Genomic DNA, 23,495 nt, shown 5'->3' on the forward strand with positions numbered 1-23,495 from the left:
GACACTCGCTGTGCCCGGCCACTGAACTGGAGACACGGCGATGGAAAGAGATCAGGCCAGCAAATTCATCAACGATCTGCTCAAGCTCATGGTCAGCCGCAACGGCAGCGACCTGTTCATCACGGCAGAATTTCCGCCCGCCATCAAGATTGACGGCAAGGTCACCAAGGTATCGCCCCAGCCGCTGACGGCGGTGCACACGCTGACGCTGGCACGCGCCATCATGAGCGACAAGCAGACCGCCGACTTCGAGCTGACCAAGGAGTGCAACTTCGCCATCTCGCCAGCCGGCGTGGGCCGTTTTCGGGTCAATGCCTTCCTGCAGCAGGGCAAGGTAGGCCTGGTGCTGCGGACGATTCCCACCGTCTTGCCCACCATCGACGGCCTGGGCGTGCCCCAGGTGCTCAAGGAAGTGGCCATGACCAAGCGCGGCCTGTGCATTCTGGTGGGTGCCACCGGCTCGGGCAAATCGACCACGCTGGCCGCCATGGTGGACTGGCGCAATGAAAACTCCTTCGGTCATATCGTGACGGTGGAAGACCCGGTGGAATTTGTGCATCCGCACAAGAACTGCGTGGTGACCCAGCGCGAGGTGGGCCTGGATACCGACAGCTGGGAAGCGGCACTCAAGAACTCGCTGCGCCAGGCACCCGACGTGATCATGATGGGCGAAATCCGCGACCGTGAGACCATGGAGCATGCGATTGCTTTCTCCGAAACCGGTCACCTGTGTCTGGCCACGCTGCACGCCAACAATGCCAACCAGGCCCTGGATCGCATCGTCAACTTCTTCCCCGAAGAGCGCCGCCCGCAGCTGCTGATGGATTTGTCGCTGAACCTGCGCGGCATGATTTCGCAGCGCCTGATTCCCAAGCAAAACAGCAAGGGACGCGTGGCCGCCATCGAGGTGATGCTCAACTCGCCGCTGATTTCCGATCTGATCTTCAAGGGCGAAGTGGCCGAGATCAAGGAGATCATGAAGAAAAGCCGCAACATCGGCATGCAGACCTTTGACCAGGCGCTGTTCGACCTGTTCGAATCCAATCTCATCACCTATGAAGACGGGCTGCGCAATGCGGACTCCGTCAACGACTTGCGCCTGCAGATCAAGCTCAACAGCCAGCGTGCCCGCGCACAGGATCTGGCCGCAGGCACCGAACACCTGACCATCGTGTAATTCAATCTGGGTATCGCGCCATGAGCACCACCTCCATCCATCCCCGCAGCTACGCCCCGACCTCCGCCCTGCCCGTGGCATTTCTGGGCCTGGGCGTCATGGGCTCGCCCATGGCCGGACATCTGGCACAGGCCGGCCATCAGGTCACCGTCTACAACCGCAGCCCGGCCAAGGCCCTGAGCTGGCATGAAGAGTTCCGCTCCGGCCGCAGCGCCGCCACGCCCCGCGAAGCTGCAGCCGGCGCACAGATGGTGTTTTGCTGCGTGGGCAATGACGATGATTTGCGCGCCGTGACCCTGGGCGACGACGGCGCTTTCGCCGGCATGCCGCCAGGTGCCATTTTTGTGGACCACACCACGGCCTCCGCCGAAGTGGCACGCGAGCTGTATGCCGAAGCACAAAAGCGCGGCCTGCACTTCATCGATGCGCCGGTGTCCGGCGGCCAGGCCGGTGCGGTCAACGGCCAGCTCACGGTGATGTGTGGCGGCGATCAAGCCGCCTTCGAGCAGGTGGCTCCCGTGGCCGAAGCTTTCTCGCGCGCCTTTACCTATATGGGCGAAAGCGGCGCGGGCCAGCTGACCAAGATGGTCAACCAGATCTGCATTGCCGGCTTGCTGCAAGGTCTGTCCGAAGCCGTTGCCTTTGGCTTGCGCGCCAATCTGGACATGCCCAAGGTGCTGGACGTGATCGGCAAAGGTGCGGCGCAGAGCTGGCAAATGGACAATCGCGCCCAAACCATGGTGGTGGGCAAGTTCGACTTCGGCTTTGCCGTGGACTGGATGCGCAAGGATCTGGGCCTGGTTCTGGCAGAGGCCAAGAACAATGGGGCACGCCTGCCGGTCACGGCCCTGGTCGACCAGTTCTACGCCGATGTGCAGGACATGGGCGGCAGCCGCTGGGATACCTCCAGCCTGATCCAGCGCCTGCGCTGATCCGCGAAGGCATGAAAAAAGCCGGACGCAGGTCCGGCTTTTTGATGTGTTGGCGCGCTTACTTGTTGGCCGTGTCGTCTTCGATGACCGGTGCCGACTTGGTCTGCATGGCAGCCAGTTCGTCTTCGGAGATCACTTCGAACAATCGCACCACCTTGGTCACATCATTCACGCCGCGTGCGATCTCGGCAGCACGTTTGGCTTCACGTGGAGTCACGATGCCCATGAGGTAGACCGCATTGTTCTCGGTCACCACCTTGATGGCCGAGGAACTGATGTCCTTGGCATTCACCAGGCTGGCCTTGACCTGGCCGGTGATCATGGTGTCCTTGGAGCGCTGGCTCAGCGTAGCCGTGAACGGCAGCACTTCCACTTCGTTATAGACCTGGCGCACCGTAGGCTGCTCGCGCACCAGCTTCTCTATGGTTTGCTTGTCCGTGGCATTGCCGGCCTGGCCGGTCAGCAGCACCACGCGGTTGTAGCTGGTCACGCTGACACGGGCCTTCTCGCCCATCACTTCATTGATGCGGTTATCGGCGCGCAGCTCGATGCCTTGATCTTCGACTTGCGAGCCTGTGGTGCGGCGATCCAGGGCCGACATGCCGGCCACGGCAGCTCCGCCACCCACCAGGGCCACGCAACCGCCCAGAGCAGCACTCAAAGCCGCTGCCGTCAGCGCAGCACATGCCACACGGGTCCACTGAAACTTCATAAAGGCATCTCCTGGTCACCTAGTAGTTGGGCGTCCACACCGTCGGCCAGACAATGCAGGATCAAGGTATGGGTTTCGCGCACGCGTGCCGCACGGTCGTGGGGCACGCAGATCAGCACATCGGTCTCTCGCACCTGGACGGCCAGATTGCCGCCGCTGCGCCCGCTCAGCACCACCACCATCATGTCGCGCTCATGGGCGGCTTCCACCGCGTCCTGCACCGCAGCATCGTTGCCGCTGACCGACATGGCCAGCAGCAGATCGCCGGGCTGACCCAGAGCCCGCACCTGGCGTGCCAGATACTGCGTGGCATTGCCGCCCGAGCCCGTGGCCCCCACGGTGCCCAGCAGGCCGCCATCGGAGACCAGCGCGATGGCGGCCAGCTCGGGGCGGGCGCGCTCAAAACCGGTCACACAAAGGGAAGCGAACAATTGCGCATCACTGGCGGAAATACCTGCACCGCAGGCCAGCACCTTGCCACCACCGGTCACGCAGGCCAGCATGGCCTGAACGGCAGATGCAATGGGCTGGCTCAGCGCTTGTGCGGCCTGATACTTCAGGTCGGCGCTGTCGATGAAATGCTGTTGAATTCGTTGCTCTAGCATGGAAGCCCGATGATACCTGCCAGCTGTTATCTCTTTCGTAGCGAACCGTTATTTACGCATCAGTGTTACAGCCGCATTTTGCATATAAGACTGTGACGCGGTAACTACAGGGCATCAAAGGCGGCCTTGAGCCATTGCACACGGTTTTGCGCACCCGATGTATCCACCAGCACCACATCGAAGCGACAAGGCGGCGGCGCGGCAAACTTCATCAGATAGTGGCGGGCGGCCAGCACAATGCGCTGCTGCTTGGACTGGCCTATGCTGGCCGCCGCGCCGCCAAAGCGACCGGTGTTGCGGCTTCTGACCTCGACAAACACCAGAGACCCGTCGCGATCGCGCACGATTAGATCGATTTCACCCCCGCCGCGGCCCGGCGTTCGATAATTGCGCTCAATCAGCTTCAGGCCTTGCGCCTGTAAATGCCTGAGCGCCTGCTCTTCGGCCCACTGCCCGCGCTGTGTGCTGGTGGTCGCCACTGTGGCGCTTTTGCTTCCAAGGAAATCCATTGACTACCTCTTTCGCCTCTGCACTGACTGCCGCACATGATGCGGCTGCGTCCCAGCATTATCCGCAGGGAGCCCTGTATGTGGTGGCGACGCCGATTGGCAATCTGGCCGACATCAGCCTGCGCGCCCTGCAAGTGCTCAAAACCGTGGACTGCATTGCCTGCGAGGACACGCGTCACACGCAAGGCATGCTGCGCAGCTACGGGCTGGAGCGCCCGGGCAACCAGATGCTGGCCGTGCACCAGCACAACGAGGCCGAAGCCGCCCAGCAGGTGATAGAGCGCCTGCAGCAAGGCCAGCGCATTGCCTATGTCAGCGATGCCGGCACCCCGGGCGTGAGCGATCCCGGTGCCCGCCTGTGCGCGGCCTTGCAGGCCGTGGGCCTGCGCAGCATTCCCCTGCCCGGAGCCAGTAGCGTGACATCGGCCATCAGCGTGGCGGGAGCCGTTACCCCGGCCCAGGGTGAAAGCGGTTTTGTCTTTGCCGGTTTTCTGCCCACCAAGAATGCAGAGCGCTTGTCCGCCGTGCAAAAGCTGGCCGGCGAATCGCGCTGCACGGTGCTGCTGGAAGCGCCGCACCGCATCATCGATATGGCGCAGGCCCTGGCCACGCTAGGTGCGCGCCCGGTCACGCTGGCGCGCGAGATCACCAAACAGTTTGAAGACATTGCCACCATGCCCGCCAGCGAGTTGGCCGCCTGGCTGCAAGCCTCGCCCCAGCGCGTGAAAGGCGAATTCGCCATCGTGCTGCACCCCGTGGCCGTGCCGCAGGAATCGGGCGAAGCCGAGCGCGTGCTCAAGCTGCTGCTGGCCGAGCTGCCCACCAAGACCGCCGTCAAACTGGCTGCCGAGATCACGGGCACCGGTCGCAATACGCTCTATGAGCGCGCCCTGGAACTCAAGCGCGAGGCCGAAGAAGAATAAACAAAAAATAGCTGCAGCGCTTGTGCATCAAGCGCTATCAGCTATTATTTTTGACAGCAAAGTTCTTGAGTCTTCAGGCGTAAGCCAGCCCGGTGGCAACGCCGCCGAACAGATCGCCTTCGACCTGAGGCGTATCCGGGAAGGCCTGTTGCAGCGCATCGCGCAAGGTGCGCAGGGCCGAAGAGCCACCCGTCAGATAGATCGCATCGGGCTTGTCCATGCCGGCCAGCTGCACGCATTCCTGAGCGCAAGCCACCACCTGCAGCAGCAGATGCTGCAATTGGCTGTGCAGCACCTCGGGAGAGATCTGGGCCGCCAGACCAGCCTCCAACCAGTCGAGCTCCAGAGCCGCCGCCGCACTGGTGCTGGATGCGGCAATCTTGGCCTGCTCCACGGTGTTGGCCAGCCTGTGGCCTTCGCGCCATTCCAGCACCTTCATCAAGCGCTGGTGGAGTTGCTGATCGCGGTAATCGCTCTTGAGATTGCGCGCCCCGGCCAAGGCCTTGGGCGAATACAGCCACTGAATCAGATGCCAGGTGGACAGATCGAAGAACACGCCGCTGGGCACTTCACGCCCGGTGGGGCCTATATGCCTGTAGCCCAACAGCGGCATGACCTGCTCCACATTGAGGCGGTGGTCAAAGTCCGTACCGCCGATGTGCACGCCGGTGGTGGCCAGAATGTCCTGGGTGCGATCGGCATGCAGCGCCTGCTGCGGGCCCAGTCGCACCACGGTGAAGTCGGAGGTACCGCCGCCGATATCGACAACTAACACCACAGACTCGGCCTGCAGACGCTGCTCGTAATCCAGCGCTGCGGCAATCGGCTCCAGCTGAAAGCTCACCTCGCCCAGGCCGGCCGTGCGCGCTGCAGCAGCCAGAGATTCCTGGGCCTGGCGATCGCGCTCGGGGTGAGCATCCACAAAATGCACGGGACGGCCCATGACGACGCGCTCCGGCAGGCGGCCGTCAAGCGCCGTGCGGGCTTTTTCAGCCACATGCTTCAAAAAGATGGCAATGATGTCCTCATAGCTCATCAGCTTGTCGTGCACCGCCGTCTTTTCCTGCAGCAAGGCGCTGCCCAGCAGGCTTTTGAGCGAGCGCATCAACCGGCCCTCTTCACCCTCCAGGTACTGGCCCATGGCGGCACGGCCGAAATAGGTTCGGTGCTCTTCGGTGTTGAAGAACAAGGCCGTGGGCATGCCGGTGGCAGCCCCCTCCAGCGGCAGCAAACGCGCAGTCTGGCCGGGCAGACGGTAGGCTGCAGCCGAGTTGGAGGTTCCGAAGTCAATGCCCAGCGTACCGGGAACAGTCAATGCGTCAGCCATGGAAAAAGCAAAAACAGGAGCAACTAGCGCCGGTTTAAAAATGACTTCAAAGCATATTCACGCCGAAGTTCAAATGAAACAAGTGCAAGCCGCTCACTTTTTGAGTAATAGGTAGTCAGCAAAAACAGCCATAGCGCACAAGATGTGCGGGCCACAAAAACAAAAACGCCCGCTGTTGTCAGCGGGCGTTTTCAATTTGGTTGCGCGAGAAGGATTTGAACCTCCGACCTTTGGGTTATGAGCCCAACGAGCTACCAGACTGCTCCATCGCGCGGTATTCCAAATTATAGCAGGCTTTTGGGCCTGCTAGAGCTTATTCAGCCTTGGCTGCTACAGCTTCTTCAGCAACTTCCACCAGTTCCACGAAGGCCATGGGAGCGTTGTCGCCCACGCGGAAGCCCATCTTCAGGATACGGGTGTAGCCGCCAGGACGCTTGGCATTGCGGGGACCCAGCACGTTGAACAGCTTGGTCACGCTGTCGCGGTCGCGCAGACGGTCGAAAGCCAGACGGCGGTTGGCAACGGTGTCAACCTTGGCCAGAGTGATCATGGGCTCGATGACGCGGCGCAGTTCCTTGGCCTTGGGGACCGTGGTCTTGATCGCTTCGTGTTCGATCAGCGAGTTCATCATGTTTTGCAACATCGCCTTGCGGTGAGACGAAGTGCGATTCAGTTTGCGGAGGCCGTGACCGTGACGCATGGTGCTTTCCTTTGATCCGTAGATCTTTTTAAATTAAATCAGGCAGCCGTATCAGGTACTGCCCGAGGCACTGTTCCACCCTAAAGCGGAACTCTCAATTATAGCGATTAACGCTTTTCCAAGCCAGCAGGTGGCCAGTTTTCGAGCTTCATGCCCAGCGTCAGACCGCGGGAAGCCAAAACTTCCTTGATCTCGTTGAGCGACTTACGACCCAGGTTAGGAGTCTTGAGCAGCTCGTTTTCGGTACGCTGAATCAGGTCGCCGATGTAGTAGATATTCTCTGCCTTCAGGCAGTTGGCCGAACGCACTGTGAGTTCCAGCTCGTCCACAGGACGCAGCAGGATTGGATCAAAGGCGGTAGCGGCACCACGGTTGCCTGCAGGAGCATCGAACACGCTGGCGATATCGCCGCCGTCGAGCTGAGCAAACACAGCCAGCTGTTCCACCAGAATCTTGGCGGAAGCGCGCACTGCGTCTTCTGCGGTGATGGCACCGTTGGTTTCGATTTCCAGAACCAGCTTGTCCAGGTCGGTACGTTGTTCCACACGAGCGGATTCAACAGCGTAGCTCACGCGCTTGACGGGCGAGAACGAAGCGTCGAGCACAATACGGCCGATCGACTTGGTCGATTCGTCACCGTAGCGGCGCACGTTACCGGGCACATAACCGCGACCCTTTTCCACCTTGATCTGCATGTCCAGCTTGCCGCCTTGCGACAGGTGGGCGATCACATGATCAGGGTTGACGATTTCCACGTCATGAGGAGTCTGGATATCACGAGCCGTGACAACACCTTCACCATCCTTGCGCAAGCTCAGGGTGACTTCGTCACGGTTGTGCAGCTTGAACACCACACCCTTGAGGTTCAGCAGAATGTTGACTACATCTTCCTGGACACCATCGATCGAGGAGTACTCATGCAGCACTCCAGCAATCGTTACTTCCGTCGCTGCGTAACCCACCATGGAGGAGAGCAGGACACGGCGCAGGGCATTGCCCAGCGTATGGCCGTAGCCGCGCTCAAACGGCTCCAGAACAACCTTGGCACGATTGTGACCAAGCTGTTCGACATTGATTGTCTTGGGCTTCAGCAAATTCGTTTGCATGCAGACTTCCTCTCAATACCCTCGGCTCGTTACACCGGTAAGGCTGGTGAAGCACCCACGGCGCGATGCCTCGCGCCGTGGGGACGGTTTACAGAAATGTCGCTGCTAACGATTAACGCGAGTACAACTCAACGATCAGAGATTCGTTGATGTCGGCTGCGAATTCGTCGCGGTCAGGAGACTTCTTGAAAGTGCCTTCAGCCTTGTCGGCAGACACTTCAACCCATGCGGGGAAGCCCACTTGGCCGGCCAGTTGCAGAGCTTCGACAACGCGAGCTTGCTTCTTGGACTTTTCGCGCAGAGCGATCACGTCGCCGTCCTTCACGGAGAAGGAAGGAATGTTCACGGACTGGCCGTTCACGGTGATAGCCTTGTGCGACACCAGCTGGCGTGCTTCAGCGCGTGTGGAGCCAAAGCCCATGCGATACACGACGTTGTCCAGACGGCATTCCAGCAGCGACAGCAGGTTGGCACCAGTGTTGCCACGCTTGCGGTCAGCAGCTTCGAAGTAACGGCGGAATTGCTTTTCCAGCACGCCGTACATGCGCTTGACCTTCTGCTTTTCACGCAGTTGCAGACCGTAGTCGGAAGTGCGTTGACCCGAAGTGCGGCCATGTTGACCAGGCTTGGTGTCAAACTTAGCCTTGTCAGCGATGGAACGACGAGCGCTCTTCAGGAACAGATCGGTGCCTTCACGGCGGGAGAGTTTGGCCTTGGGGCCGATATAGCGTGCCACTTGATTTCCTTTGTGTCATCTACCGTGCGCAAACACGGGAGCCGCCCGCGATGCTAATGCATCTGGGCGGCGGTGGGCTTGATTTGGATTAGATACGACGGCGCTTTTGAGGGCGGCAGCCGTTGTGGGGAACCGGTGTCACGTCCGCGATGGAAGTGATACGGATGCCCAGAGCACCCAGGGCGCGAACCGAAGATTCACGGCCAGGACCGGGACCCTTGATTTCGACGTCCAGGTTCTTGATGCCCTGTTCGATCGCTGCGCGACCAGCCACTTCCGATGCGACCTGAGCTGCAAAAGGAGTCGACTTACGCGAGCCCTTGAAGCCTTGGCCACCCGACGAAGCCCACGACAGAGCGTTGCCTTGACGGTCGGTGATAGTGATGATCGTGTTGTTGAACGAAGCGTGCACGTGTGCAATGCCGTCCGAAATGTTCTTACGGACTTTCTTGCGAACGCGAGCAGCTGCGTTGTTTGCGGGAGATTTAGCCATAGTGATCTTTCAATCTCTTATTTCTTCAAAGCCGCTGCACCCTTGCGCGGACCCTTGCGGGTACGGGCATTCGTGCGGGTACGCTGACCACGCATGGGCAGACCACGACGATGACGGAAACCGCGGTAGCAACCAATGTCCATCAAACGCTTGATGTTCATGGTGGTTTCGCGACGCAGATCACCTTCCAAGGTCATTGGATTCAGGAAGTCACGGATCTTTTCCAGATCAGCGTCCGTCAGGTCTTTGACCTTCTTGGAATACTCGATACCGCAAGCTTCGCAAATTTTGCGAGCTGTTGTACGACCGACGCCAAAGATGGCAGTCAGGCCGATTTCAGCATGCTTGTGCGGTGGGATGTTAATGCCAGCAATACGTGCCATATTAGTCCTCTAATGCTTTCAATCAACCTTGGCGCTGTTTGTGGCGCTGGTCCGTGCAGATCACGCGCACAACACCTTTGCGGCGGATGATCTTGCAGTTACGGCAGATTTTCTTGACCGAAGCCGAAACTCTCATTTCATTCTCCTAAAACTCTACATCCATTCGGCCTATCGACCGGGAAACAATGCCCGCGATAGATCGATGGGCGTCTACTAACTATTAGCAGGCAGCCTTCGCGCCACTTCGGCACAGAAGGTCTGCCTTTTTCATCAAATACCAGCTTTGAAGTTCGCCTTTTTCAAGAGCGACTCGTACTGCTGCGACATCACGTAGTTCTGAACTTGGGCCATGAAGTCCATGGTCACCACCACAATAATCAGCAGCGATGTACCACCGAAGTAGAACGGAACGTTGTACTTCACGATCAGGAATTCCGGCAACAAGCACACGAAGGTGATGTAGATCGCGCCAGCCAGGGTCAGGCGAACCAGAATCTTGTCAATGTAGCGTGCGGTCTGATCACCAGGACGAATCCCGGGGATGAACGCGCCGCTCTTCTTCAGGTTATCGGCAGTTTCCCGGCTGTTGAAGACCAGGGCCGTGTAGAAGAAGCAGAAGAAAATGATCGCGGCAGCATAAAGGATGACATAGATCGGCTGACCAGGGGTCAACGTACTCGCAATATCCTTCAGCCAGCGCATGGATTCCCCTGCACTGAACCAATTCACCACAGTCGCAGGCAGCAAGATGATCGAGGAAGCGAAGATGGGAGGAATCACGCCTGCCATGTTCAACTTCAGTGGCAAGTGCGAAGACTGACCACCATACACCTTGTTTCCGACCTGACGACGTGCGTAGTTCACCAAGATCTTGCGCTGGCCTCGTTCAACAAACACGACGAAATACGTCACGGCTGCCACAACGAGGACAATGAAGATCGCAGCCAGGATGCTCATGGCACCGGTGCGCACCAGTTCCAGCAGACCACCAATAGAGCTTGGCAAGCCTGCAGCGATACCGCCAAAAATCAGTATCGAGATACCGTTGCCCAGACCACGTTCAGTGATCTGTTCACCGAGCCACATCAGGAAAATAGTACCGGCCGTGAGGCTGACCACCGCTGTGAGGCGGAAGCCGAAACCCGGACTCAGAACCAGACCTGCTTGGCTTTCCAAAGCTACGGCAATACCCAAAGACTGAAAAATTGCCAGTGCCAAAGCACCGTAGCGGGTGAACTGGGTAATCTTGCGACGACCCGATTCACCTTCTTTTTTCAGCTGCTCGAACTGCGGGAGGACATAAGTCATCAGCTGCATGATGATCGATGCCGAGATGTACGGCATGATCCCCAGTGCGAACACTGTGAAGCGCGAAAGCGCTCCACCCGAGAACATATTGAACAGATTGAGAATGCCGCCCTGCTGGCCATTGAACAGCTGCTGCAGCTGCGCTGGGTCGATGCCCGGAACGGGGATATGTGCCCCGATACGGTAAACGACCAGCGCGAGCAACAGAAAAACCAGACGACGACGTAGATCGCCGAACTTACCGGTTTTTGCAATTTGAGCTGCGCTAGTAGCCACGGATGTCTTCTTTCAGAACATTAATCAGGCGATGCTGCCACCGGCAGCTTCGATGGCAGCCTTGGCACCGGCAGTAGCGCCGATACCGCTGAGCTTGACAGCCTTGCTGATTTCACCGCTCTTGATGACCTTGACCACCTTAGCGATTGAACCAACCAGACCGGCTTGCTTCAGAGCAGCCAGATCCACTTCGGCCAGGCCGAGCTGTTCCAGCTCGGACAAGCTCACTTCTGCATTGAACTTCAGCAGATGCGACTTGAAGCCACGCTTAGGCAGGCGACGCTGCAAAGGCATTTGACCGCCTTCGAAGCCTACCTTGTGGTAGCCACCCGAACGCGATTTCTGACCCTTGTGACCACGACCGGCGGTCTTACCCAGACCGGAACCGATACCGCGGCCAACGCGACGCTTGGCGTGCTTGGCGCCGTCTGCAGGCTTGATGCTATTGAGTTCCATCATCAATCCTTTCAGAGGACCTTGACCAGATAGCTGATCTTGTTGATCATGCCGCGCACTTCGGGCGAGTCCTGCAGTTCGCTGATGCTGTTCAGCTTACGCAGGCCCAGGCCACGAACGGTAGCGCGGTGCGATTCTTTGGTGCCAATAGGGCTGCGCACCAGTTGCACCTTGACGGTTTGTTGCGTTGTCATGTTCTTGACTCCGATCAGGCCGCGAAGATGTCTTCGATCGACTTGCCACGCTTTGCAGCCACGTTCGCAGGCGTCGTGGAGTTCTTCAAAGCGTCGAAAGTTGCGCGGACCATGTTGTAGGGGTTCGACGAACCATGGCTCTTGGCCACGATATCGGTGATACCCACCACTTCAAAAACAGCACGCATTGGGCCGCCAGCAATAATGCCGGTACCCTTGGGAGCTGGATGCAACTCCACGAGTGCTGCGCCGTGATGACCCTTCACCGAGTGGTGAATGGTGCCGCTCTTGAGTGCGACTTTCATCAGGTTGCGACGGCATTCTTCCATCGCTTTTTGCACGGCAGCAGGCACTTCCTTGGACTTGCCCTTACCCATGCCAACGCGGCCGTCACCGTCGCCAACCACGGTCAGTGCAGCGAAGCCGAGGATACGACCGCCCTTCACAACCTTGGTGACGCGGTTCACCGCGATCATTTTTTCGCGCAGACCGTCGTCATTGCCTTGGTCTTGCACTTTGGGGGAAAACTTTGCCATTTTCAATCCGCTCCGCTTAGAACTGCAGGCCCGCTTCGCGAGCGGCCTCTGCCAAAGCCTTCACGCGGCCGTGGTATGCAAAACCGGCGCGGTCGAAAGCGACTTTCTCAACGCCAGCAGCCTTCGCCTTTTCAGCAATACGCTTGCCGATCAGTGTGGCTGCAGCCACGTTGCCACCCTTGCCAGCGGCGCCGATTTGGGCGCGCACTTCGGCTTCTGCAGTGGAGGCCGAAGCCAGCACCTTGGTGCCGTCTTCCGAAACCACGGAGGCGTAGATGTGGAGGTTCGTGCGGTTCACGCTCAAACGCGCCACGCCTTGCTGTGCAATGCGGATACGTGTTTGACGCGAACGACGCAGACGCTGCTCTTTCTTGGTCAACATAATGCAGCTCCTTACTTCTTCTTGGTCTCTTTGATCACGACCTTCTCATTCGCATAGCGAATGCCCTTGCCCTTGTAAGGCTCGGGAGGACGAACGGCGCGGATCTCAGCAGCCAGCTGACCCACCACTTGGCGGTCAGCACCCTTGATCACGATTTCAGTCGGAGTGGGGGTAGCAACGGTGATGCCGGCAGGCATCTCGAAGTTAACGGGGTGAGAGTAGCCCACTGCCAGGTTCAGCTTGGAACCCGATGCAGCAGCCTTGTAGCCCACGCCAATCAGCGTCAGCTTCTTCTCGAAGCCCTCGGTCACACCCTTGACCATGTTGTTGACCAGCTGGCGGAAAGTACCGGCCAGAGCGTCAGCTTCACGGGAATCATTGGAAGGTGCGAACGACAGCTTGCCGTCGTTGTTGCTGATGGCCACCAGAGCGTTCAGAACCAGGGACAGATCGCCGCCCTTGCCCTTGACCTTGATGGAGTCAGCGTTGATAGACACATCCACGCCAGCGGGGATGGTCACAATAGCTTTTGCTACACGAGACATTTCAGTATTTCTCCTTAATGTCCGTTAGGCCACATAGCACAGCACTTCGCCGCCGACACCGGTAGCACGTGCTTTGCGATCAGTCATCACACCTTGAGGAGTGGTGACGATGGCCACGCCCAGGCCGTTTTGGACCTGAGGAATTGCGTTACGACCCTTGTAAACGCGCAGGCCGGGGCGGCTCACGCGTTCAATACGTTCGATCACAGCGCGACCGGCGTAGTACTTCAGGGTAATTTCGAGTTCGGACTTGCCGTCTTCGGTCTTCACTTGGAAACCGTCGATATAGCCTTCATCCTTCAGCACTTGTGCGATGGCAACCTTGACCTTAGAGGAAGGAGCCGACACGGTGGCCTTGGAGACCATTTGTGCGTTGCGGATGCGGGTCAGCAAGTCAGCGATGGGATCACTCATGCTCATGTTTAATCTCTCCTGCTTGCTTACCAGCTGGCCTTGGTGATACCGGGGATATCACCTGCAAAGGCCAATTCACGCACTTTGGCGCGGCCCAGACCGAATTGACGGAATGTGCCACGAGGACGACCGGTGATTTCGCAACGGTTGCGTTGGCGAGTGGGGTTCGCGTTACGGGGCAGCTTTTGCAGGCCCAGACGTGCAGCGTCGCGCTCTTCGTCGGAACGCTTTGCGTCGCCGGCGATTGCCTTCAGTTCTGCGTACTTGGCAGCGTACTTGGCTGCCAGCTTTTCGCGCTTCAGTTCGCGCTGGATCAATGCTACTTTAGCCATGCGCTACCTCAGTTCTTGAAGGGGAACTTGAACGCTGCGAGCAGTGCCTTGCACTCTTCGTCGTTCTTTGCCGATGTCGTGATGCTGATGTTCAGACCACGCAGAGCATCCACTTTGTCGTATTCGATTTCAGGGAAGATGATCTGTTCTTTGACGCCAACGTTGTAGTTGCCGCGGCCATCGAACGAACGGCCGGAGATACCACGGAAGTCACGCACGCGGGGCAGAGCCACGGTAACGAAACGGTCCAGGAATTCGTACATCTGAACGCCACGCAGGGTCACCATGCAGCCAATTGCTTGGCCTTCACGGATCTTGAAACCAGCGATAGCCTTCTTGGCCTTGGTCACCACAGGCTTCTGACCAGCAATCTTGGTCAGGTCAGCCACGGCGTTGTCCATCACCTTCTTGTCGGCCACGGCTTCGCTCACACCCATGTTCAGGGTGATCTTGGTCAGGCGGGGCACTTCCATAGCGGAGGTGTAGCCGAACTTTTCTTTCAGTTCAGCCGCGATCTTTTCGCGATAGAGTTTTTGCAGTCGTGCCATGTGTTACTCCTTAGGCGGCGATTTCAGCGCCATTGGACTTGAACACGCGAACACGTGCGCCATCGGCGTTCACCTTGATGCCCACGCGATCGGCCTTGCCAGTCGCTGCATTGAAGATAGCCACGTTGGATTGGTGGATAGGCATAGCCTTTTCCACGATGCCGCCGGTGGTGCCCTTCATGGGGTTTGGCTTGGTGTGCTTCTTGACCAGGTTGATACCGTCCACGATAACGTGGGAGTCATCCTTGCGCAGAGAAACCACGCCACGCTTGCCCTTGTCACGGCCGGTCAGCACGATAACTTCGTCGCCCTTGCGAATCTTGTTCATGGTGCTATTCCTTTAGAGAACTTCAGGGGCCAGCGACACGATCTTCATGAACTTTTCAGTACGCAGTTCACGAGTCACGGGGCCAAAGATGCGGGTGCCGATAGGCTCCAGCTTGGCGTTCAGAAGAACGGCGGCATTGCCGTCGAACTTCACGAGCGAACCGTCTGCACGACGGATGCCCTTAGCGGTACGCACCACCACAGCACTGTAAACCTCGCCTTTTTTGACGCGGCCACGGGGTGCTGCTTCCTTGATGCTCACCTTGATGATGTCGCCAACACTTGCATAGCGGCGATGAGAACCGCCCAGTACCTTAATGCACTGGACAGACTTCGCGCCGGTGTTGTCGGCAACCTCTAACCGAGATTCTGTTTGGATCATTTCAATATTCCCAACTTGCTCCAGCAACGCCCGACAGCCCCAGAGTCTTCTCAAGGGCCGATCAAGAGCAGCCAGTCAGTCTTGGGCCCGTCGTCCACCTCCCGGACCATTCCGAAAGGCTTCCACTGGGCAGAACACTTCACAGTTTTTACTTGTGAAGCCATAGATTGTCGCAGGAATTCCTTTGCACGTCAAGCGCTTAGCCAACAAAGACACCTCCAATGCACGGGGCCAGCGCGCTTTGCAACACGACCGCCCCATCGACTCCTAAAAAAATAACTTCAATCGCAATTAAATCATTGATATCAATGGATATTCATTACTTCCGAGCCACCCAAACCGATCGCCACAGTCATTCGCGCACCACTTATTCCCGTGGGACTCAATGTGGGCTTTCGGCACAAACAAAAACGCCAGAACCTGGGCTCTGGCGTTTTTGTTTGACGGCTTAGCCGCTTCAGACAGCTGGCAGGTACTGCTTGGCCAGAACCAGGAAGTCGTCGAGCTGGGCATCGCACTCCAGCTCCTCGCCCAGAATAGCCGCCACGCGCGGCGCCACCTCGGCGGCCTTGCGGGCATCCAGGAAAAGCAGACGGCTGCGGCGCGCCAGCATGTCTTCCACCGTACGGGCGTATTCGTAACGGGCGGCAAAGCGCACCATGGCTTCGGACAGGCCTTCAGTCAGCCAGACTTCCGCGCCCGGCAAGGCCTGCACTGCAGCGCCTTCCGTGCCATAGGAGTGCACGCCCTGGGCCTGGTTCATGCGGTGCTTGACTTGCGCCTCCGCCGGAGCGCCCACCAGAGGCAGGTGCACGGTCACGCCAGCGGGGCGGCTGGGCAGGCGGCCGATATCGAAGCACTCGGTCAGCACATCCTCGGCCATGGCACGGTAGGTGGTCCACTTGCCGCCAGTCACCGTCACCAGACCGGTCTTGCTGGACATGACGGTGTGCTCGCGGCTGATCTTCTTGGTGTTCGCACCATCGTCATCCTGGGGCTTGACCAGGGGACGCAGGCCCACCCACATGCTGCGCACATCGGCCAGCGTGGGCTGGCGGTTCAGATACTTGCCGGCTTCCGAAAGAATGAAGTCCAGTTCCTGGGGGAAAGGCAGCGGCTCGCGCGCCAGATCGTGGCGCGGCGTGTCCGTCGTTCCCAGAATGACCTTGCCCAGCCATGGAACGGCAAACAGCACGCGGCCATCGGCGGTCTTGGGTATCAGCAGAGCATGATCCGAGGGCAGGAAGTCCCTGTCCACCACCACGTGCACACCCTGGCTGGGCGCAACCATGGGTTTGACGGGCTTGCCCTGGGCCTGGGCATCCTGCTGGCGGAACAAGTCCACCCACGGGCCGGTGGCGTTGACCACGCACTTGGCATGCACGGTAAAGCTGCGTCCGCTTTCCGTGTCTTTGCAGATCACGCCGGCGACCTTGTTGTCTTCGTAAATCAGCGTTTCGGCCGCGCAGTAGTTGACCAGCAAAGCGCCCTTGGCGGCCGCTGTACGAGCCAGGGCCAGAGCCAGGCGCGCGTCGTCGAACTGGCCATCCCAGTACTTCACACCGCCCTTGAGGCTTTTTTGCTGCACCGTCGGCAGGTATTTCACCGTCTTGGCGGCAGACAGAAACTCCGTGGAACCCAGGCCCGCCTTGCCGGCCAGAGCGTCATACATCTTCAGGCCCACGCCATAGAACGGCGTATCGAGCAATTTGTAAGACGGCATCACAAAGGCCAGAGGTTGGGCCAGGTGGGGGGCGTTGTGCAACAGCGTGGTGCGCTCGTGCAGCGCCTCACGCACCAGCGAGATATTGCCCTGGGCCAGATAGCGAACACCGCCATGCACCAGTTTGGTGGCACGCGACGAAGTGCCCTTGGCAAAGTCCATGGACTCCAGCAGTACCACCTTGAAACCGCGTGCGGCCGCGTCCACGGCCACGCCCAGACCTGTCGCTCCACCACCAATGATGGCCAGATCATAGGTTTCGGGCTGGGCCAGACGCGTGAGCAGATCTGCGCGTGCAGTGGACAAAGGGGATGGAGCGGCAGACATGGACACCTCTTAAAACATCGACAACACCAGAACCCAGGCGCGAAGACGGCTTCAGCCTCCCAGCGTTCTTATAGCCAGTACCTGCAAACCACGCAATCGAACTGACGAAGCGGCGATTTTCGCTCTTTTTTCAAATTTCTACATAGTTTCTGGTTTTTTCTTTTCGTTTTAGTTCGATAAAGTCCCACTATTCACGCAAAAAGTGGGATGTCTTACCTTGCCGGCATCTTGCGGCGCCTTAATGACCAAACACATTTCACTCACAGCAGATGTAGGCCAGATGCAACGAATGCAGACGGCTACAAGCGACACAGAATTCCAGCACAACCCACCCGAGAACCTATGAAATAGCAGCCTGCAGACCGCATCCCAAGCCAAACAGGCGCAGGGCCAATTGCTTCCTTTGTTTTCGGTTTACATTCCACACTGCCGCGCCTGGGCTCTGTATTGCGCCCATGGACTTTTTCACCCTACTCCATCTGACGCCGTGAACTCCAACCCCCGCCAATTGCAGCTTGTCGAAGAAGTCCGCGCCCGCCAGTCCACTTCGGTGGAGCAACTGGCGGAGACGCTGGGCGTCACCCTGCAAACCGTGCGCCGAGACATTCAGAAGCTGGCTGATGCCGGCTTGCTGGTGCGCTTTCACGGCGGGGTGCGGGTACCCAGTGCCACGGTAGAGAATCTGGCTCACCCCCAGCGCCAGGTCATGCACGCCGAGGGCAAGACCCGCATCGCCCGCGCCGTGGCCGACGCCATTCCCAACAACTGCTCGCTGATTCTCAATATCGGCACCACCACCGAGGCGGTAGCCCAGGCCCTGCTCAAGCATCGTGGCCTGCGCGTGATCACCAACAACCTCAACGTGGCGGCCATCCTGAGCAGCAATGCCGACTGCGAGGTCATCGTGGCCGGCGGTCTGGTGCGCACGCGCGACCGCGGCATTGTGGGCGAGGCCGCCGTGGACTTCATCCGCCAGTTCAAGGTCGATATTGCCTTGATCGGCATTTCGGCCATCGAGCCCGACGGCAGCCTGCGCGACTTTGATCTGCGCGAAGTGAAGGTAGCCCAAACCATCATCGGCCAGTCGCGCGAAGTCTGGCTGGCTGCCGATCACAGCAAATTCAGCCGCCAGGCCATGGTGGAACTGGCGCGCCTGAATCAGATCGACCGCCTGTTCACCGACGCCCCGCCGCCCGCACCCTTCGATGCGCTGCTGCGCGATGCCGAAGTGCAGTGCATAGTCGCGCAATGAGCGCCATCACCGTCCGCAGCGCGCAGACGCAGGATGCCGCAGCCATTGCCGCCCTGCTCGAGGGCATAGGCTGGTTCAAGGCCCATGAGCAGGCTACGGATGAACAAGCCCTGCAGGCCGTTGCAACACTGATTGCGGCGCCCCACTCCAGCCTGCTGCTGGTGGCCGAGCATGCCAGCCAAGGCATTTGCGGCTACTGCGCAGTTCACTGGCTGCCTTCGGCCGTGCTTCTAGGCTGGGAAGCCTATGTCAGCGAGCTGTTTGTGGCCGATAGTGCACGAGGCCTGGGCGCTGGCACCCTCCTGCTCAACGCTGCCACCCAGGCGGCTCGCGAACGTCGCTGCCAGCGCATCTGGCTGGTCAACAACCGAGAGCGCCCGTCGTATCAACGGGGCTTTTATCAACAACAGGGCTGGACGGAGCAAGCCGAAATGGCGCGCTTTGTTCTGCCCCTGAATACCTGAATAGAAAACGAGTAAGCCATGACGACTTACCTGCTTGCCCTAGACCAAGGCACTTCCAGCTCCCGCAGCATTGTGTTTGATGCCCAGGGCCGCCTAGTGGCCTCGGCCCAGATGGAGCTGCCGCAGATTTATCCACAGCCGGGCTGGGTGGAGCATGACCCGCTGGAAATCTGGCGCACCCAGCTGACCACGGCCAAGGAAGCGCTGAGCAAGGCCGGTCTTGGCGCCCGCGATATCCGCGCCGTGGGCATTACCAACCAGCGCGAGACCACCGTGGTCTGGAACCGCGCCACGGGCAAGCCCATTCACCACGCCATCGTCTGGCAGGACCGCCGAGCCGAACCTATTTGCGCCGCCTTGCGCGACGCCGGCCTGGCCGACAGCATCCAGCAAAAAACCGGCCTGCTGATCGATGCTTATTTCTCAGGCACCAAGCTGCAATGGCTGCTGGACCACGTCCCCGGCGCCCGCACGGCCGCCGAGCGCGGCGAACTGGCTTTCGGCACCGTGGACTGCTGGCTGATCTGGCAGCTGACGGGCGGCAAACGCCATGTAACCGACGTTTCCAACGCCAGCCGCACCATGCTGTTCAACGTCCACACCAACCAGTGGGACGAGGAGCTGCTGGCCGCCCTGCATATTCCCAAGAGCCTGCTGCCCGAGGTCCTGCCTTCGGCCGCCGACTTCGGCAAGACGGCGGAGCATGTGCTGGGCGGCGAAATTGCCATTGGCGGCGTGGCCGGCGACCAGCAAAGCGCCCTCTTCGGCCAGGGCTGTTTTGAAGCCGGCATGGCCAAGAACACCTATGGCACAGGCTGCTTCATGCTCATGCATACGGGCGGGCAGTTCCAGACCTCGGCCAACGGCATGCTGACCACCTCGGCGGCACAGGCCTCGACCCAGCCGCAATTCGCGCTCGAAGGCAGCGTCTTCGTCGGCGGTGCCGTGGTGCAGTGGCTGCGCGACGGCCTGCAAGCCATAGAACACAGCGGTCAGGTGCAGCAACTGGCGGAAAGCGTGCCCGATTCGGGCGGCGTGATGATGGTGCCCGCCTTTACCGGCCTGGGCGCGCCCTACTGGAAGCCCGATGCCCGCGGCACCATCACCGGCCTGACGCGCGGCACCACGATTGCCCACATTGCCCGCGCGGCGCTGGAATCGATTGCCTACCAAAGCGCGGCCTTGCTGCTGGCCATGAGCCGCGATGCTGTGGCCAATGGCGGCCGCCCGGTCAGCGAGTTGCGCGTGGACGGCGGTGCCTGCGTCAACAATCTGCTGATGCAGTTCCAGGCCGACCTGCTGGGCATTCCCGTGGTACGCCCGGCCTGTGTGGAAACCACGGCCCTGGGCGCCGCCTATCTGGCCGGTTTGGCCACCGGCGTGTACCAGAGCACCGAGGAGCTGTCTGCCCTGTGGAAAGCCGAGCGCCGCTTCATGCCCACACAGGACAAAGCCCGCGCCGACGAGCTGATGCAACGCTGGGAGCTGGCCGTACGTCAAACCACATCACTATGAATTAGTGAGCAACTAGCGCTTACCAAGCAAGGTCTACTGCCCGAAAACAACAAAAAAAACGGGATGCGCCACCAGCACGCATCCCGTTTCTTTTTTGCCCCAGTCAAGCCGGGGCAATCGCATTGCGCTTACTCCTCGTCGCCCAGCAAGGCCTTGTGGATCAGCGCGCCGATGATAGCGCCCACGATGGGGGCCAGCCAGAACAACCACAGTTGCTCCACTGCAATTGCCGGGCCAAACAGGGCCGGGCCGGTGCTGCGGGCGGGGTTGACCGAGGTATTGGTCACGGGAATCGAGATCAGATGGATCAGCGTCAGGCACAGGCCTATGCTCATGCCGGCAAAGCCGGCCGCCGCTTTCTTGGTGGTGGAACCCAGGATCACCAGCAGGAACACGGCCGTCAACACCACCTCGGTCACCAAGGCGGCCAGCATGTTGAACTTGCCGGGCGAATGCTCCCCAAAACCGTTGGTGGCCAGATCGGTGACATTGGCGCCGGCCTTGCCGGTGGCGATCACATACAACACGCCGGCAGCAACAATCGCACCCAGCACCTGGGCAATGATGTAGCCCGGCAACTCGGACGCCTTGAAGCGGCCCGCCACCATCAGCCCCACCGACACCGCGGGGTTGAAATGCCCGCCCGAGACCGGACCAAAAGCATAGGCCCCCGTCAACACGGTCAGGCCGAAGGCCAGAGACACACCTAGCAGGCCGATGCCTACTTCGGGAAACGCTGCGGCCAGTACCGCACTGCCACAGCCACCGAAGGTGAGCCAAAAAGTCCCCAGAAACTCTGCCGACCATTTTTTGACATTGGATGCCATGATGTTCTCCCGCTCTTGGAGCAATGCAGTCCCTGCCGCACAACGCGGCACAGAGCGCACTGCGCGTGAATCTTAGAAACGCTTGGGTGATGCGCACAAGTCAGGAATGTGAACAATCTGCGACACCGCAGCCCATGCCCGTGACTTCGGCACGTGAAGGGCCAAGCCGCAGGCCGATGCGCCGCAGGTTTATAGTCTTCATCCACTTCCATTCGCCATCCGTGAACCGACCATGAGCCAGAACGCAAGCACCACCTTTCCTTCCATCGCCTTTATCGGCGGGGGCAATATGGCCAGCGCCATCATTGGCGGCCTGATAGCTCAGGGTGTTCCTGCCGCCAACATCATCGTGGTCGAGCCCTTTGAGGCGGCCCGCACCGCCCTGCACAGCCACTTCGGCATCAGAGCGCTGCCCGAAGCCACGGCCGCACTGCAAGCGGCCGGCCTGGTGGTCTGGGCCGTCAAGCCCCAGACCTTCAAGGACGCAGCCGCTGCAGCCGCCCCGTTTACCCAGGCCGCCCTGCATCTGAGTGTGGCCGCCGGCATCAACACCGACAGCATTGCCAATTGGACCGGCAGCCATCGCATCGTGCGCGCCATGCCCAATACGCCCGCGCTGGTGGGCAAGGGCATGACGGGACTGTTTGCCCGCCCTGAGGTGGAAGCCGCTGGCAAGGCCTTGATCGAGGCCGTGATCAGCAGCACGGGCCAGATCAGTTGGGTGAACCAGGAGGAGCACCTGGATGCCGTGACCGCCCTCTCCGGCTCGGGCCCGGCGTATGTGTTTCTGTTCCTGGAAGCCATGACCCAGGCCGGCGTGGACATGGGCCTGAGCCCCGAACAGGCCTACAAGCTATCGGTCGCCACCTTCCAGGGCGGTGCTGAACTGGCCGCCCGCTCCAGCGAGAGCGCCGAAGTGCTGCGCCAGCGCGTGACCAGCAAGGGCGGCACCACCTACGCCGCCATCACCCATATGCAGGAGCAAAAGCTGCCCGAACACTTCATCGCCGCCATGCGCAAGGCCGAAGCCCGCGCCAAGGAACTGGCCACCGAGTTCGGCCACTGAGGCTGCGACGACATGAAAAAACCGGCCCAGGCCGGTTTTTTCATGCTCTTAAGCCGTCAAGCCCAATTGGATAAAGCGCAAGCAGCTATCAAAACAGGATTACTTGAGCGCAAAGCCCAGCAGCACACCCGCAAAAATGCTGGCGCCTATCCAATGGCTTTTGCTGAAGGCCACAAAACAGCCCTCACGTGTGCGGTGCCTGATCAGCGTAAAGTGCCAGACGATCTGCGCTGCCGCCACGCCCATGCCCAGCCAGAAAAGCCAGCCCAGCTGATACGGTGCCAGCACCCAGGCCGTCAGCCCCCAGCACAGCGCAAAAAACGCCATGATGGCAGCCACATCCCAGCGGCCCAGGGTGATGGCCGAGGTCTTCATGCCGATCTTCAGGTCGTCGTCGCGATCCACCATCGCGTATTCGGTGTCGTAGGCCAGCACCAGAAACATATTGGCCAGCCACAGCGTCCAGGCCGTGGCGCTCACCTCACCCGTCACCGCAGCAAACGCGATCAGGATGCCGAAGTTGAACGCGATGCCCAGAAAAGCCTGGGGCATGGCGAAAAAACGCTTGGTGAAGGGATAAAGAATCGTGAACAGCACGGCCGGCACGGACCAGGCCACGGCCTCCCAGCGGGTGGAAAGCACCAGGCCGAACGCGATCAGCGTAAGCACCAGGCCCACCATGGCCGCTTCCTTGACCGAGACCTGGCCGCTGGTGATGGGGCGCAGCTTGGTGCGCTTCACATGCTTGTCAAAGTCGCGGTCGGCAATATCGTTGATGGTGCAACCTGCGCTGCGCATCAGCACCGTTCCCAGCACAAAGACGATGAAGAGATGCCAGCCCGGAAAACCATGACCCGCGACCCACAGCGCCACCAGCGTGGGCCAGACCAGCACCAGCCAGCCGGCGGGGCGGTTAAAGCGGATCAGGTCCAGATACAGCGAGAGGCGGCTGCGCCGAACAGCGGGCGCAGGAGAAGTGGGAGAGGATGTCATGGCAAAAGAGTGGGATGCGGCCAGC

General features: G+C 59.8%; 31 protein-coding genes and 1 tRNA gene. 7 read left to right on the forward strand and 25 right to left on the reverse strand.

Annotated features, from left to right (window positions below):
* Nucleotides 1-40 precede the first annotated feature (40 nt).
* Both EAO39_RS21740 and EAO39_RS21745 read left to right on the forward strand, forming a co-directional pair.
* Nucleotides 41-1,177: a PilT/PilU family type 4a pilus ATPase gene (locus tag EAO39_RS21740; RefSeq protein WP_120971746.1), complete on the forward strand. Its 1,137-nt coding sequence runs from the start codon at nt 41-43 to the stop codon at nt 1,175-1,177.
* A gap of 20 nt (nt 1,178-1,197) precedes the next feature.
* The gene (locus tag EAO39_RS21745) at nt 1,198-2,109 is read left to right on the forward strand and encodes an NAD(P)-dependent oxidoreductase (protein WP_120971747.1); all 912 of its coding nucleotides are present in this window, start codon (nt 1,198-1,200) and stop codon (nt 2,107-2,109) included.
* Between the two features lie 58 nt (nt 2,110-2,167).
* On the opposite strand, the gene EAO39_RS21750 is transcribed toward EAO39_RS21745, so the two are convergent.
* The 3 genes from EAO39_RS21750 to EAO39_RS21760 all read right to left on the reverse strand — a co-directional run bounded on the left by EAO39_RS21750 (nt 2,168) and on the right by EAO39_RS21760 (nt 3,935).
* A complete protein-coding gene (locus EAO39_RS21750) occupies nt 2,168-2,821 on the reverse strand; it encodes a BON domain-containing protein (RefSeq protein WP_120971748.1) in 654 nt (217 codons plus the stop codon).
* Nucleotides 2,818-3,426 (reverse strand): SIS domain-containing protein, encoded by a 609-nt coding sequence (locus tag EAO39_RS21755; RefSeq protein ID WP_120971749.1) that lies wholly within the window; start codon nt 3,424-3,426, stop codon nt 2,818-2,820. Before EAO39_RS21755 ends, EAO39_RS21750 begins: the two co-directional genes overlap by 4 nt.
* A gap of 104 nt (nt 3,427-3,530) precedes the next feature.
* A complete protein-coding gene (locus EAO39_RS21760; protein WP_120971750.1) occupies nt 3,531-3,935 on the reverse strand; it encodes a YraN family protein in 405 nt (134 codons plus the stop codon).
* Between EAO39_RS21760 and rsmI the strand changes: the two genes are divergently transcribed.
* Complete coding sequence (rsmI, locus tag EAO39_RS21765) at nt 3,935-4,858, forward strand: 16S rRNA (cytidine(1402)-2'-O)-methyltransferase (RefSeq protein WP_120971751.1); 924 nt, start codon at nt 3,935-3,937, stop codon at nt 4,856-4,858. The two genes, EAO39_RS21760 and rsmI, sit on opposite strands and share 1 nt — an antisense overlap.
* Before the next feature lie 73 nt (nt 4,859-4,931).
* Here rsmI and EAO39_RS21770 read toward each other — a convergent pair whose 3' ends face one another.
* From EAO39_RS21770 to EAO39_RS21865, 20 genes are all read right to left on the reverse strand, one after another.
* Nucleotides 4,932-6,185 carry an Hsp70 family protein gene (locus EAO39_RS21770; RefSeq protein ID WP_120971752.1) on the reverse strand — a complete coding sequence of 418 codons (1,254 nt, stop codon included), beginning with the start codon at nt 6,183-6,185 and terminating at the stop codon, nt 4,932-4,934.
* Nucleotides 6,186-6,382: 197 nt separating this feature from the next.
* Nucleotides 6,383-6,459, reverse strand: a tRNA-Met gene (locus EAO39_RS21775).
* Nucleotides 6,460-6,498: 39 nt separating this feature from the next.
* The gene (rplQ, locus tag EAO39_RS21780; RefSeq protein ID WP_120971753.1) at nt 6,499-6,885 is read right to left on the reverse strand and encodes a 50S ribosomal protein L17; all 387 of its coding nucleotides are present in this window, start codon (nt 6,883-6,885) and stop codon (nt 6,499-6,501) included.
* Between the two features lie 107 nt (nt 6,886-6,992).
* Complete coding sequence (rpoA, locus tag EAO39_RS21785) at nt 6,993-7,991, reverse strand: DNA-directed RNA polymerase subunit alpha (protein WP_120971754.1); 999 nt, start codon at nt 7,989-7,991, stop codon at nt 6,993-6,995.
* Nucleotides 7,992-8,103: 112 nt separating this feature from the next.
* A complete protein-coding gene (gene rpsD, locus EAO39_RS21790) occupies nt 8,104-8,727 on the reverse strand; it encodes a 30S ribosomal protein S4 (protein WP_120971755.1) in 624 nt (207 codons plus the stop codon).
* 88 nt (nt 8,728-8,815) lie between these two features.
* Entirely contained in the window at nt 8,816-9,220 is a 405-nt protein-coding gene (gene rpsK / locus EAO39_RS21795; protein ID WP_120971756.1) for a 30S ribosomal protein S11, read from the reverse strand.
* Nucleotides 9,221-9,237: 17 nt separating this feature from the next.
* Nucleotides 9,238-9,603 (reverse strand): 30S ribosomal protein S13, encoded by a 366-nt coding sequence (gene rpsM / locus EAO39_RS21800; protein WP_120971757.1) that lies wholly within the window; start codon nt 9,601-9,603, stop codon nt 9,238-9,240.
* A gap of 22 nt (nt 9,604-9,625) precedes the next feature.
* Nucleotides 9,626-9,739: a 50S ribosomal protein L36 gene (gene rpmJ, locus EAO39_RS21805; RefSeq protein WP_003050535.1), complete on the reverse strand. Its 114-nt coding sequence runs from the start codon at nt 9,737-9,739 to the stop codon at nt 9,626-9,628.
* Nucleotides 9,740-9,873: 134 nt separating this feature from the next.
* Nucleotides 9,874-11,187: a preprotein translocase subunit SecY gene (gene secY, locus EAO39_RS21810; RefSeq protein ID WP_120971758.1), complete on the reverse strand. Its 1,314-nt coding sequence runs from the start codon at nt 11,185-11,187 to the stop codon at nt 9,874-9,876.
* Nucleotides 11,188-11,211: 24 nt separating this feature from the next.
* Complete coding sequence (gene rplO / locus EAO39_RS21815) at nt 11,212-11,643, reverse strand: 50S ribosomal protein L15 (protein ID WP_120971933.1); 432 nt, start codon at nt 11,641-11,643, stop codon at nt 11,212-11,214.
* 11 nt (nt 11,644-11,654) lie between these two features.
* The gene (gene rpmD, locus EAO39_RS21820; RefSeq protein WP_120971759.1) at nt 11,655-11,837 is read right to left on the reverse strand and encodes a 50S ribosomal protein L30; all 183 of its coding nucleotides are present in this window, start codon (nt 11,835-11,837) and stop codon (nt 11,655-11,657) included.
* A 14-nt stretch (nt 11,838-11,851) separates the two neighbouring features.
* A complete protein-coding gene (gene rpsE / locus EAO39_RS21825) occupies nt 11,852-12,373 on the reverse strand; it encodes a 30S ribosomal protein S5 (RefSeq protein WP_120971760.1) in 522 nt (173 codons plus the stop codon).
* A 16-nt stretch (nt 12,374-12,389) separates the two neighbouring features.
* Nucleotides 12,390-12,755 carry a 50S ribosomal protein L18 gene (gene rplR, locus EAO39_RS21830; RefSeq protein ID WP_099735459.1) on the reverse strand — a complete coding sequence of 122 codons (366 nt, stop codon included), beginning with the start codon at nt 12,753-12,755 and terminating at the stop codon, nt 12,390-12,392.
* Between the two features lie 11 nt (nt 12,756-12,766).
* A complete protein-coding gene (gene rplF / locus EAO39_RS21835; protein ID WP_120971761.1) occupies nt 12,767-13,300 on the reverse strand; it encodes a 50S ribosomal protein L6 in 534 nt (177 codons plus the stop codon).
* A gap of 24 nt (nt 13,301-13,324) precedes the next feature.
* The gene (gene rpsH, locus EAO39_RS21840; RefSeq protein WP_120971762.1) at nt 13,325-13,720 is read right to left on the reverse strand and encodes a 30S ribosomal protein S8; all 396 of its coding nucleotides are present in this window, start codon (nt 13,718-13,720) and stop codon (nt 13,325-13,327) included.
* A 20-nt stretch (nt 13,721-13,740) separates the two neighbouring features.
* Nucleotides 13,741-14,046, reverse strand: a complete 306-nt coding sequence (rpsN, locus tag EAO39_RS21845) for a 30S ribosomal protein S14 (protein WP_120971763.1) — start codon at nt 14,044-14,046, stop codon at nt 13,741-13,743.
* Between the two features lie 8 nt (nt 14,047-14,054).
* Entirely contained in the window at nt 14,055-14,594 is a 540-nt protein-coding gene (rplE, locus tag EAO39_RS21850; RefSeq protein WP_066541321.1) for a 50S ribosomal protein L5, read from the reverse strand.
* A 10-nt stretch (nt 14,595-14,604) separates the two neighbouring features.
* Nucleotides 14,605-14,922, reverse strand: a complete 318-nt coding sequence (gene rplX, locus EAO39_RS21855) for a 50S ribosomal protein L24 (RefSeq protein ID WP_120971764.1) — start codon at nt 14,920-14,922, stop codon at nt 14,605-14,607.
* A 12-nt stretch (nt 14,923-14,934) separates the two neighbouring features.
* Complete coding sequence (gene rplN, locus EAO39_RS21860) at nt 14,935-15,303, reverse strand: 50S ribosomal protein L14 (RefSeq protein WP_120971765.1); 369 nt, start codon at nt 15,301-15,303, stop codon at nt 14,935-14,937.
* Nucleotides 15,304-15,760: 457 nt separating this feature from the next.
* Nucleotides 15,761-17,353 (reverse strand): glycerol-3-phosphate dehydrogenase/oxidase, encoded by a 1,593-nt coding sequence (locus tag EAO39_RS21865; RefSeq protein ID WP_120971766.1) that lies wholly within the window; start codon nt 17,351-17,353, stop codon nt 15,761-15,763.
* A 487-nt stretch (nt 17,354-17,840) separates the two neighbouring features.
* On the opposite strand from EAO39_RS21865, the gene EAO39_RS21870 reads away from it, so the two are divergent.
* From EAO39_RS21870 to glpK, 3 genes are read left to right on the forward strand one after another with little or no spacing between them, the layout of a single operon-like run.
* Entirely contained in the window at nt 17,841-18,605 is a 765-nt protein-coding gene (locus EAO39_RS21870; protein WP_120971767.1) for a DeoR/GlpR family DNA-binding transcription regulator, read from the forward strand.
* Nucleotides 18,602-19,069: a GNAT family N-acetyltransferase gene (locus EAO39_RS21875; RefSeq protein WP_120971768.1), complete on the forward strand. Its 468-nt coding sequence runs from the start codon at nt 18,602-18,604 to the stop codon at nt 19,067-19,069. The genes EAO39_RS21870 and EAO39_RS21875 overlap by 4 nt, the downstream gene beginning before the upstream one ends.
* Before the next feature lie 18 nt (nt 19,070-19,087).
* A complete protein-coding gene (gene glpK, locus EAO39_RS21880; RefSeq protein ID WP_120971769.1) occupies nt 19,088-20,584 on the forward strand; it encodes a glycerol kinase GlpK in 1,497 nt (498 codons plus the stop codon).
* Between the two features lie 128 nt (nt 20,585-20,712).
* Here the strand turns inward: glpK and aqpZ are convergent, their stop codons facing one another.
* Nucleotides 20,713-21,411, reverse strand: a complete 699-nt coding sequence (gene aqpZ, locus EAO39_RS21885; protein WP_120971770.1) for an aquaporin Z — start codon at nt 21,409-21,411, stop codon at nt 20,713-20,715.
* Nucleotides 21,412-21,643: 232 nt separating this feature from the next.
* On the opposite strand from aqpZ, the gene proC reads away from it, so the two are divergent.
* Nucleotides 21,644-22,477: a pyrroline-5-carboxylate reductase gene (proC, locus tag EAO39_RS21890; protein ID WP_120971771.1), complete on the forward strand. Its 834-nt coding sequence runs from the start codon at nt 21,644-21,646 to the stop codon at nt 22,475-22,477.
* A gap of 99 nt (nt 22,478-22,576) precedes the next feature.
* Here the strand turns inward: proC and ubiA are convergent, their stop codons facing one another.
* Nucleotides 22,577-23,470: a 4-hydroxybenzoate octaprenyltransferase gene (gene ubiA / locus EAO39_RS21895; protein ID WP_120971934.1), complete on the reverse strand. Its 894-nt coding sequence runs from the start codon at nt 23,468-23,470 to the stop codon at nt 22,577-22,579.
* Nucleotides 23,471-23,495: the final 25 nt, after the last annotated feature.

Origin of the sequence: Comamonas sp. lk (genome assembly GCF_900564145.1) — a bacterium.
Lineage (GTDB): Bacteria > Pseudomonadota > Gammaproteobacteria > Burkholderiales > Burkholderiaceae_C > Comamonas.

What these genes read in the sequence shown, in the direction of transcription:
- glpK (WP_120971769.1), top strand. Translation starts at nt 19,088, where the DNA reads ATGACGACTTACCTGCTTGCCCTAGACCAAGGCACTTCCAGCTCCCGC.
- rpsN (WP_120971763.1), bottom strand. Translation starts at nt 14,046, where the DNA reads ATGGCTAAAGTAGCATTGATCCAGCGCGAACTGAAGCGCGAAAAGCTG.
- proC (WP_120971771.1), top strand. Translation starts at nt 21,644, where the DNA reads ATGAGCCAGAACGCAAGCACCACCTTTCCTTCCATCGCCTTTATCGGC.
- EAO39_RS21770 (WP_120971752.1), bottom strand. Translation starts at nt 6,185, where the DNA reads ATGGCTGACGCATTGACTGTTCCCGGTACGCTGGGCATTGACTTCGGA.
- rplO (WP_120971933.1), bottom strand. Translation starts at nt 11,643, where the DNA reads ATGGAACTCAATAGCATCAAGCCTGCAGACGGCGCCAAGCACGCCAAG.
- EAO39_RS21865 (WP_120971766.1), bottom strand. Translation starts at nt 17,353, where the DNA reads ATGTCTGCCGCTCCATCCCCTTTGTCCACTGCACGCGCAGATCTGCTC.
- EAO39_RS21750 (WP_120971748.1), bottom strand. Translation starts at nt 2,821, where the DNA reads ATGAAGTTTCAGTGGACCCGTGTGGCATGTGCTGCGCTGACGGCAGCG.
- rplQ (WP_120971753.1), bottom strand. Translation starts at nt 6,885, where the DNA reads ATGCGTCACGGTCACGGCCTCCGCAAACTGAATCGCACTTCGTCTCAC.
- rpsH (WP_120971762.1), bottom strand. Translation starts at nt 13,720, where the DNA reads ATGAGCATGAGTGATCCCATCGCTGACTTGCTGACCCGCATCCGCAAC.
- rpsK (WP_120971756.1), bottom strand. Translation starts at nt 9,220, where the DNA reads ATGGCTAAATCTCCCGCAAACAACGCAGCTGCTCGCGTTCGCAAGAAA.
- rplF (WP_120971761.1), bottom strand. Translation starts at nt 13,300, where the DNA reads ATGTCTCGTGTAGCAAAAGCTATTGTGACCATCCCCGCTGGCGTGGAT.
- EAO39_RS21760 (WP_120971750.1), bottom strand. Translation starts at nt 3,935, where the DNA reads ATGGATTTCCTTGGAAGCAAAAGCGCCACAGTGGCGACCACCAGCACA.
- EAO39_RS21755 (WP_120971749.1), bottom strand. Translation starts at nt 3,426, where the DNA reads ATGCTAGAGCAACGAATTCAACAGCATTTCATCGACAGCGCCGACCTG.
- rpmD (WP_120971759.1), bottom strand. Translation starts at nt 11,837, where the DNA reads ATGACAACGCAACAAACCGTCAAGGTGCAACTGGTGCGCAGCCCTATT.
- rpmJ (WP_003050535.1), bottom strand. Translation starts at nt 9,739, where the DNA reads ATGAGAGTTTCGGCTTCGGTCAAGAAAATCTGCCGTAACTGCAAGATC.
- EAO39_RS21875 (WP_120971768.1), top strand. Translation starts at nt 18,602, where the DNA reads ATGAGCGCCATCACCGTCCGCAGCGCGCAGACGCAGGATGCCGCAGCC.
- EAO39_RS21745 (WP_120971747.1), top strand. Translation starts at nt 1,198, where the DNA reads ATGAGCACCACCTCCATCCATCCCCGCAGCTACGCCCCGACCTCCGCC.
- aqpZ (WP_120971770.1), bottom strand. Translation starts at nt 21,411, where the DNA reads ATGGCATCCAATGTCAAAAAATGGTCGGCAGAGTTTCTGGGGACTTTT.
- rplE (WP_066541321.1), bottom strand. Translation starts at nt 14,594, where the DNA reads ATGGCACGACTGCAAAAACTCTATCGCGAAAAGATCGCGGCTGAACTG.
- rplX (WP_120971764.1), bottom strand. Translation starts at nt 14,922, where the DNA reads ATGAACAAGATTCGCAAGGGCGACGAAGTTATCGTGCTGACCGGCCGT.
- rplN (WP_120971765.1), bottom strand. Translation starts at nt 15,303, where the DNA reads ATGATCCAAACAGAATCTCGGTTAGAGGTTGCCGACAACACCGGCGCG.
- rpoA (WP_120971754.1), bottom strand. Translation starts at nt 7,991, where the DNA reads ATGCAAACGAATTTGCTGAAGCCCAAGACAATCAATGTCGAACAGCTT.
- rplR (WP_099735459.1), bottom strand. Translation starts at nt 12,755, where the DNA reads ATGTTGACCAAGAAAGAGCAGCGTCTGCGTCGTTCGCGTCAAACACGT.
- rpsM (WP_120971757.1), bottom strand. Translation starts at nt 9,603, where the DNA reads ATGGCACGTATTGCTGGCATTAACATCCCACCGCACAAGCATGCTGAA.
- rpsE (WP_120971760.1), bottom strand. Translation starts at nt 12,373, where the DNA reads ATGGCAAAGTTTTCCCCCAAAGTGCAAGACCAAGGCAATGACGACGGT.
- ubiA (WP_120971934.1), bottom strand. Translation starts at nt 23,470, where the DNA reads ATGACATCCTCTCCCACTTCTCCTGCGCCCGCTGTTCGGCGCAGCCGC.
- EAO39_RS21740 (WP_120971746.1), top strand. Translation starts at nt 41, where the DNA reads ATGGAAAGAGATCAGGCCAGCAAATTCATCAACGATCTGCTCAAGCTC.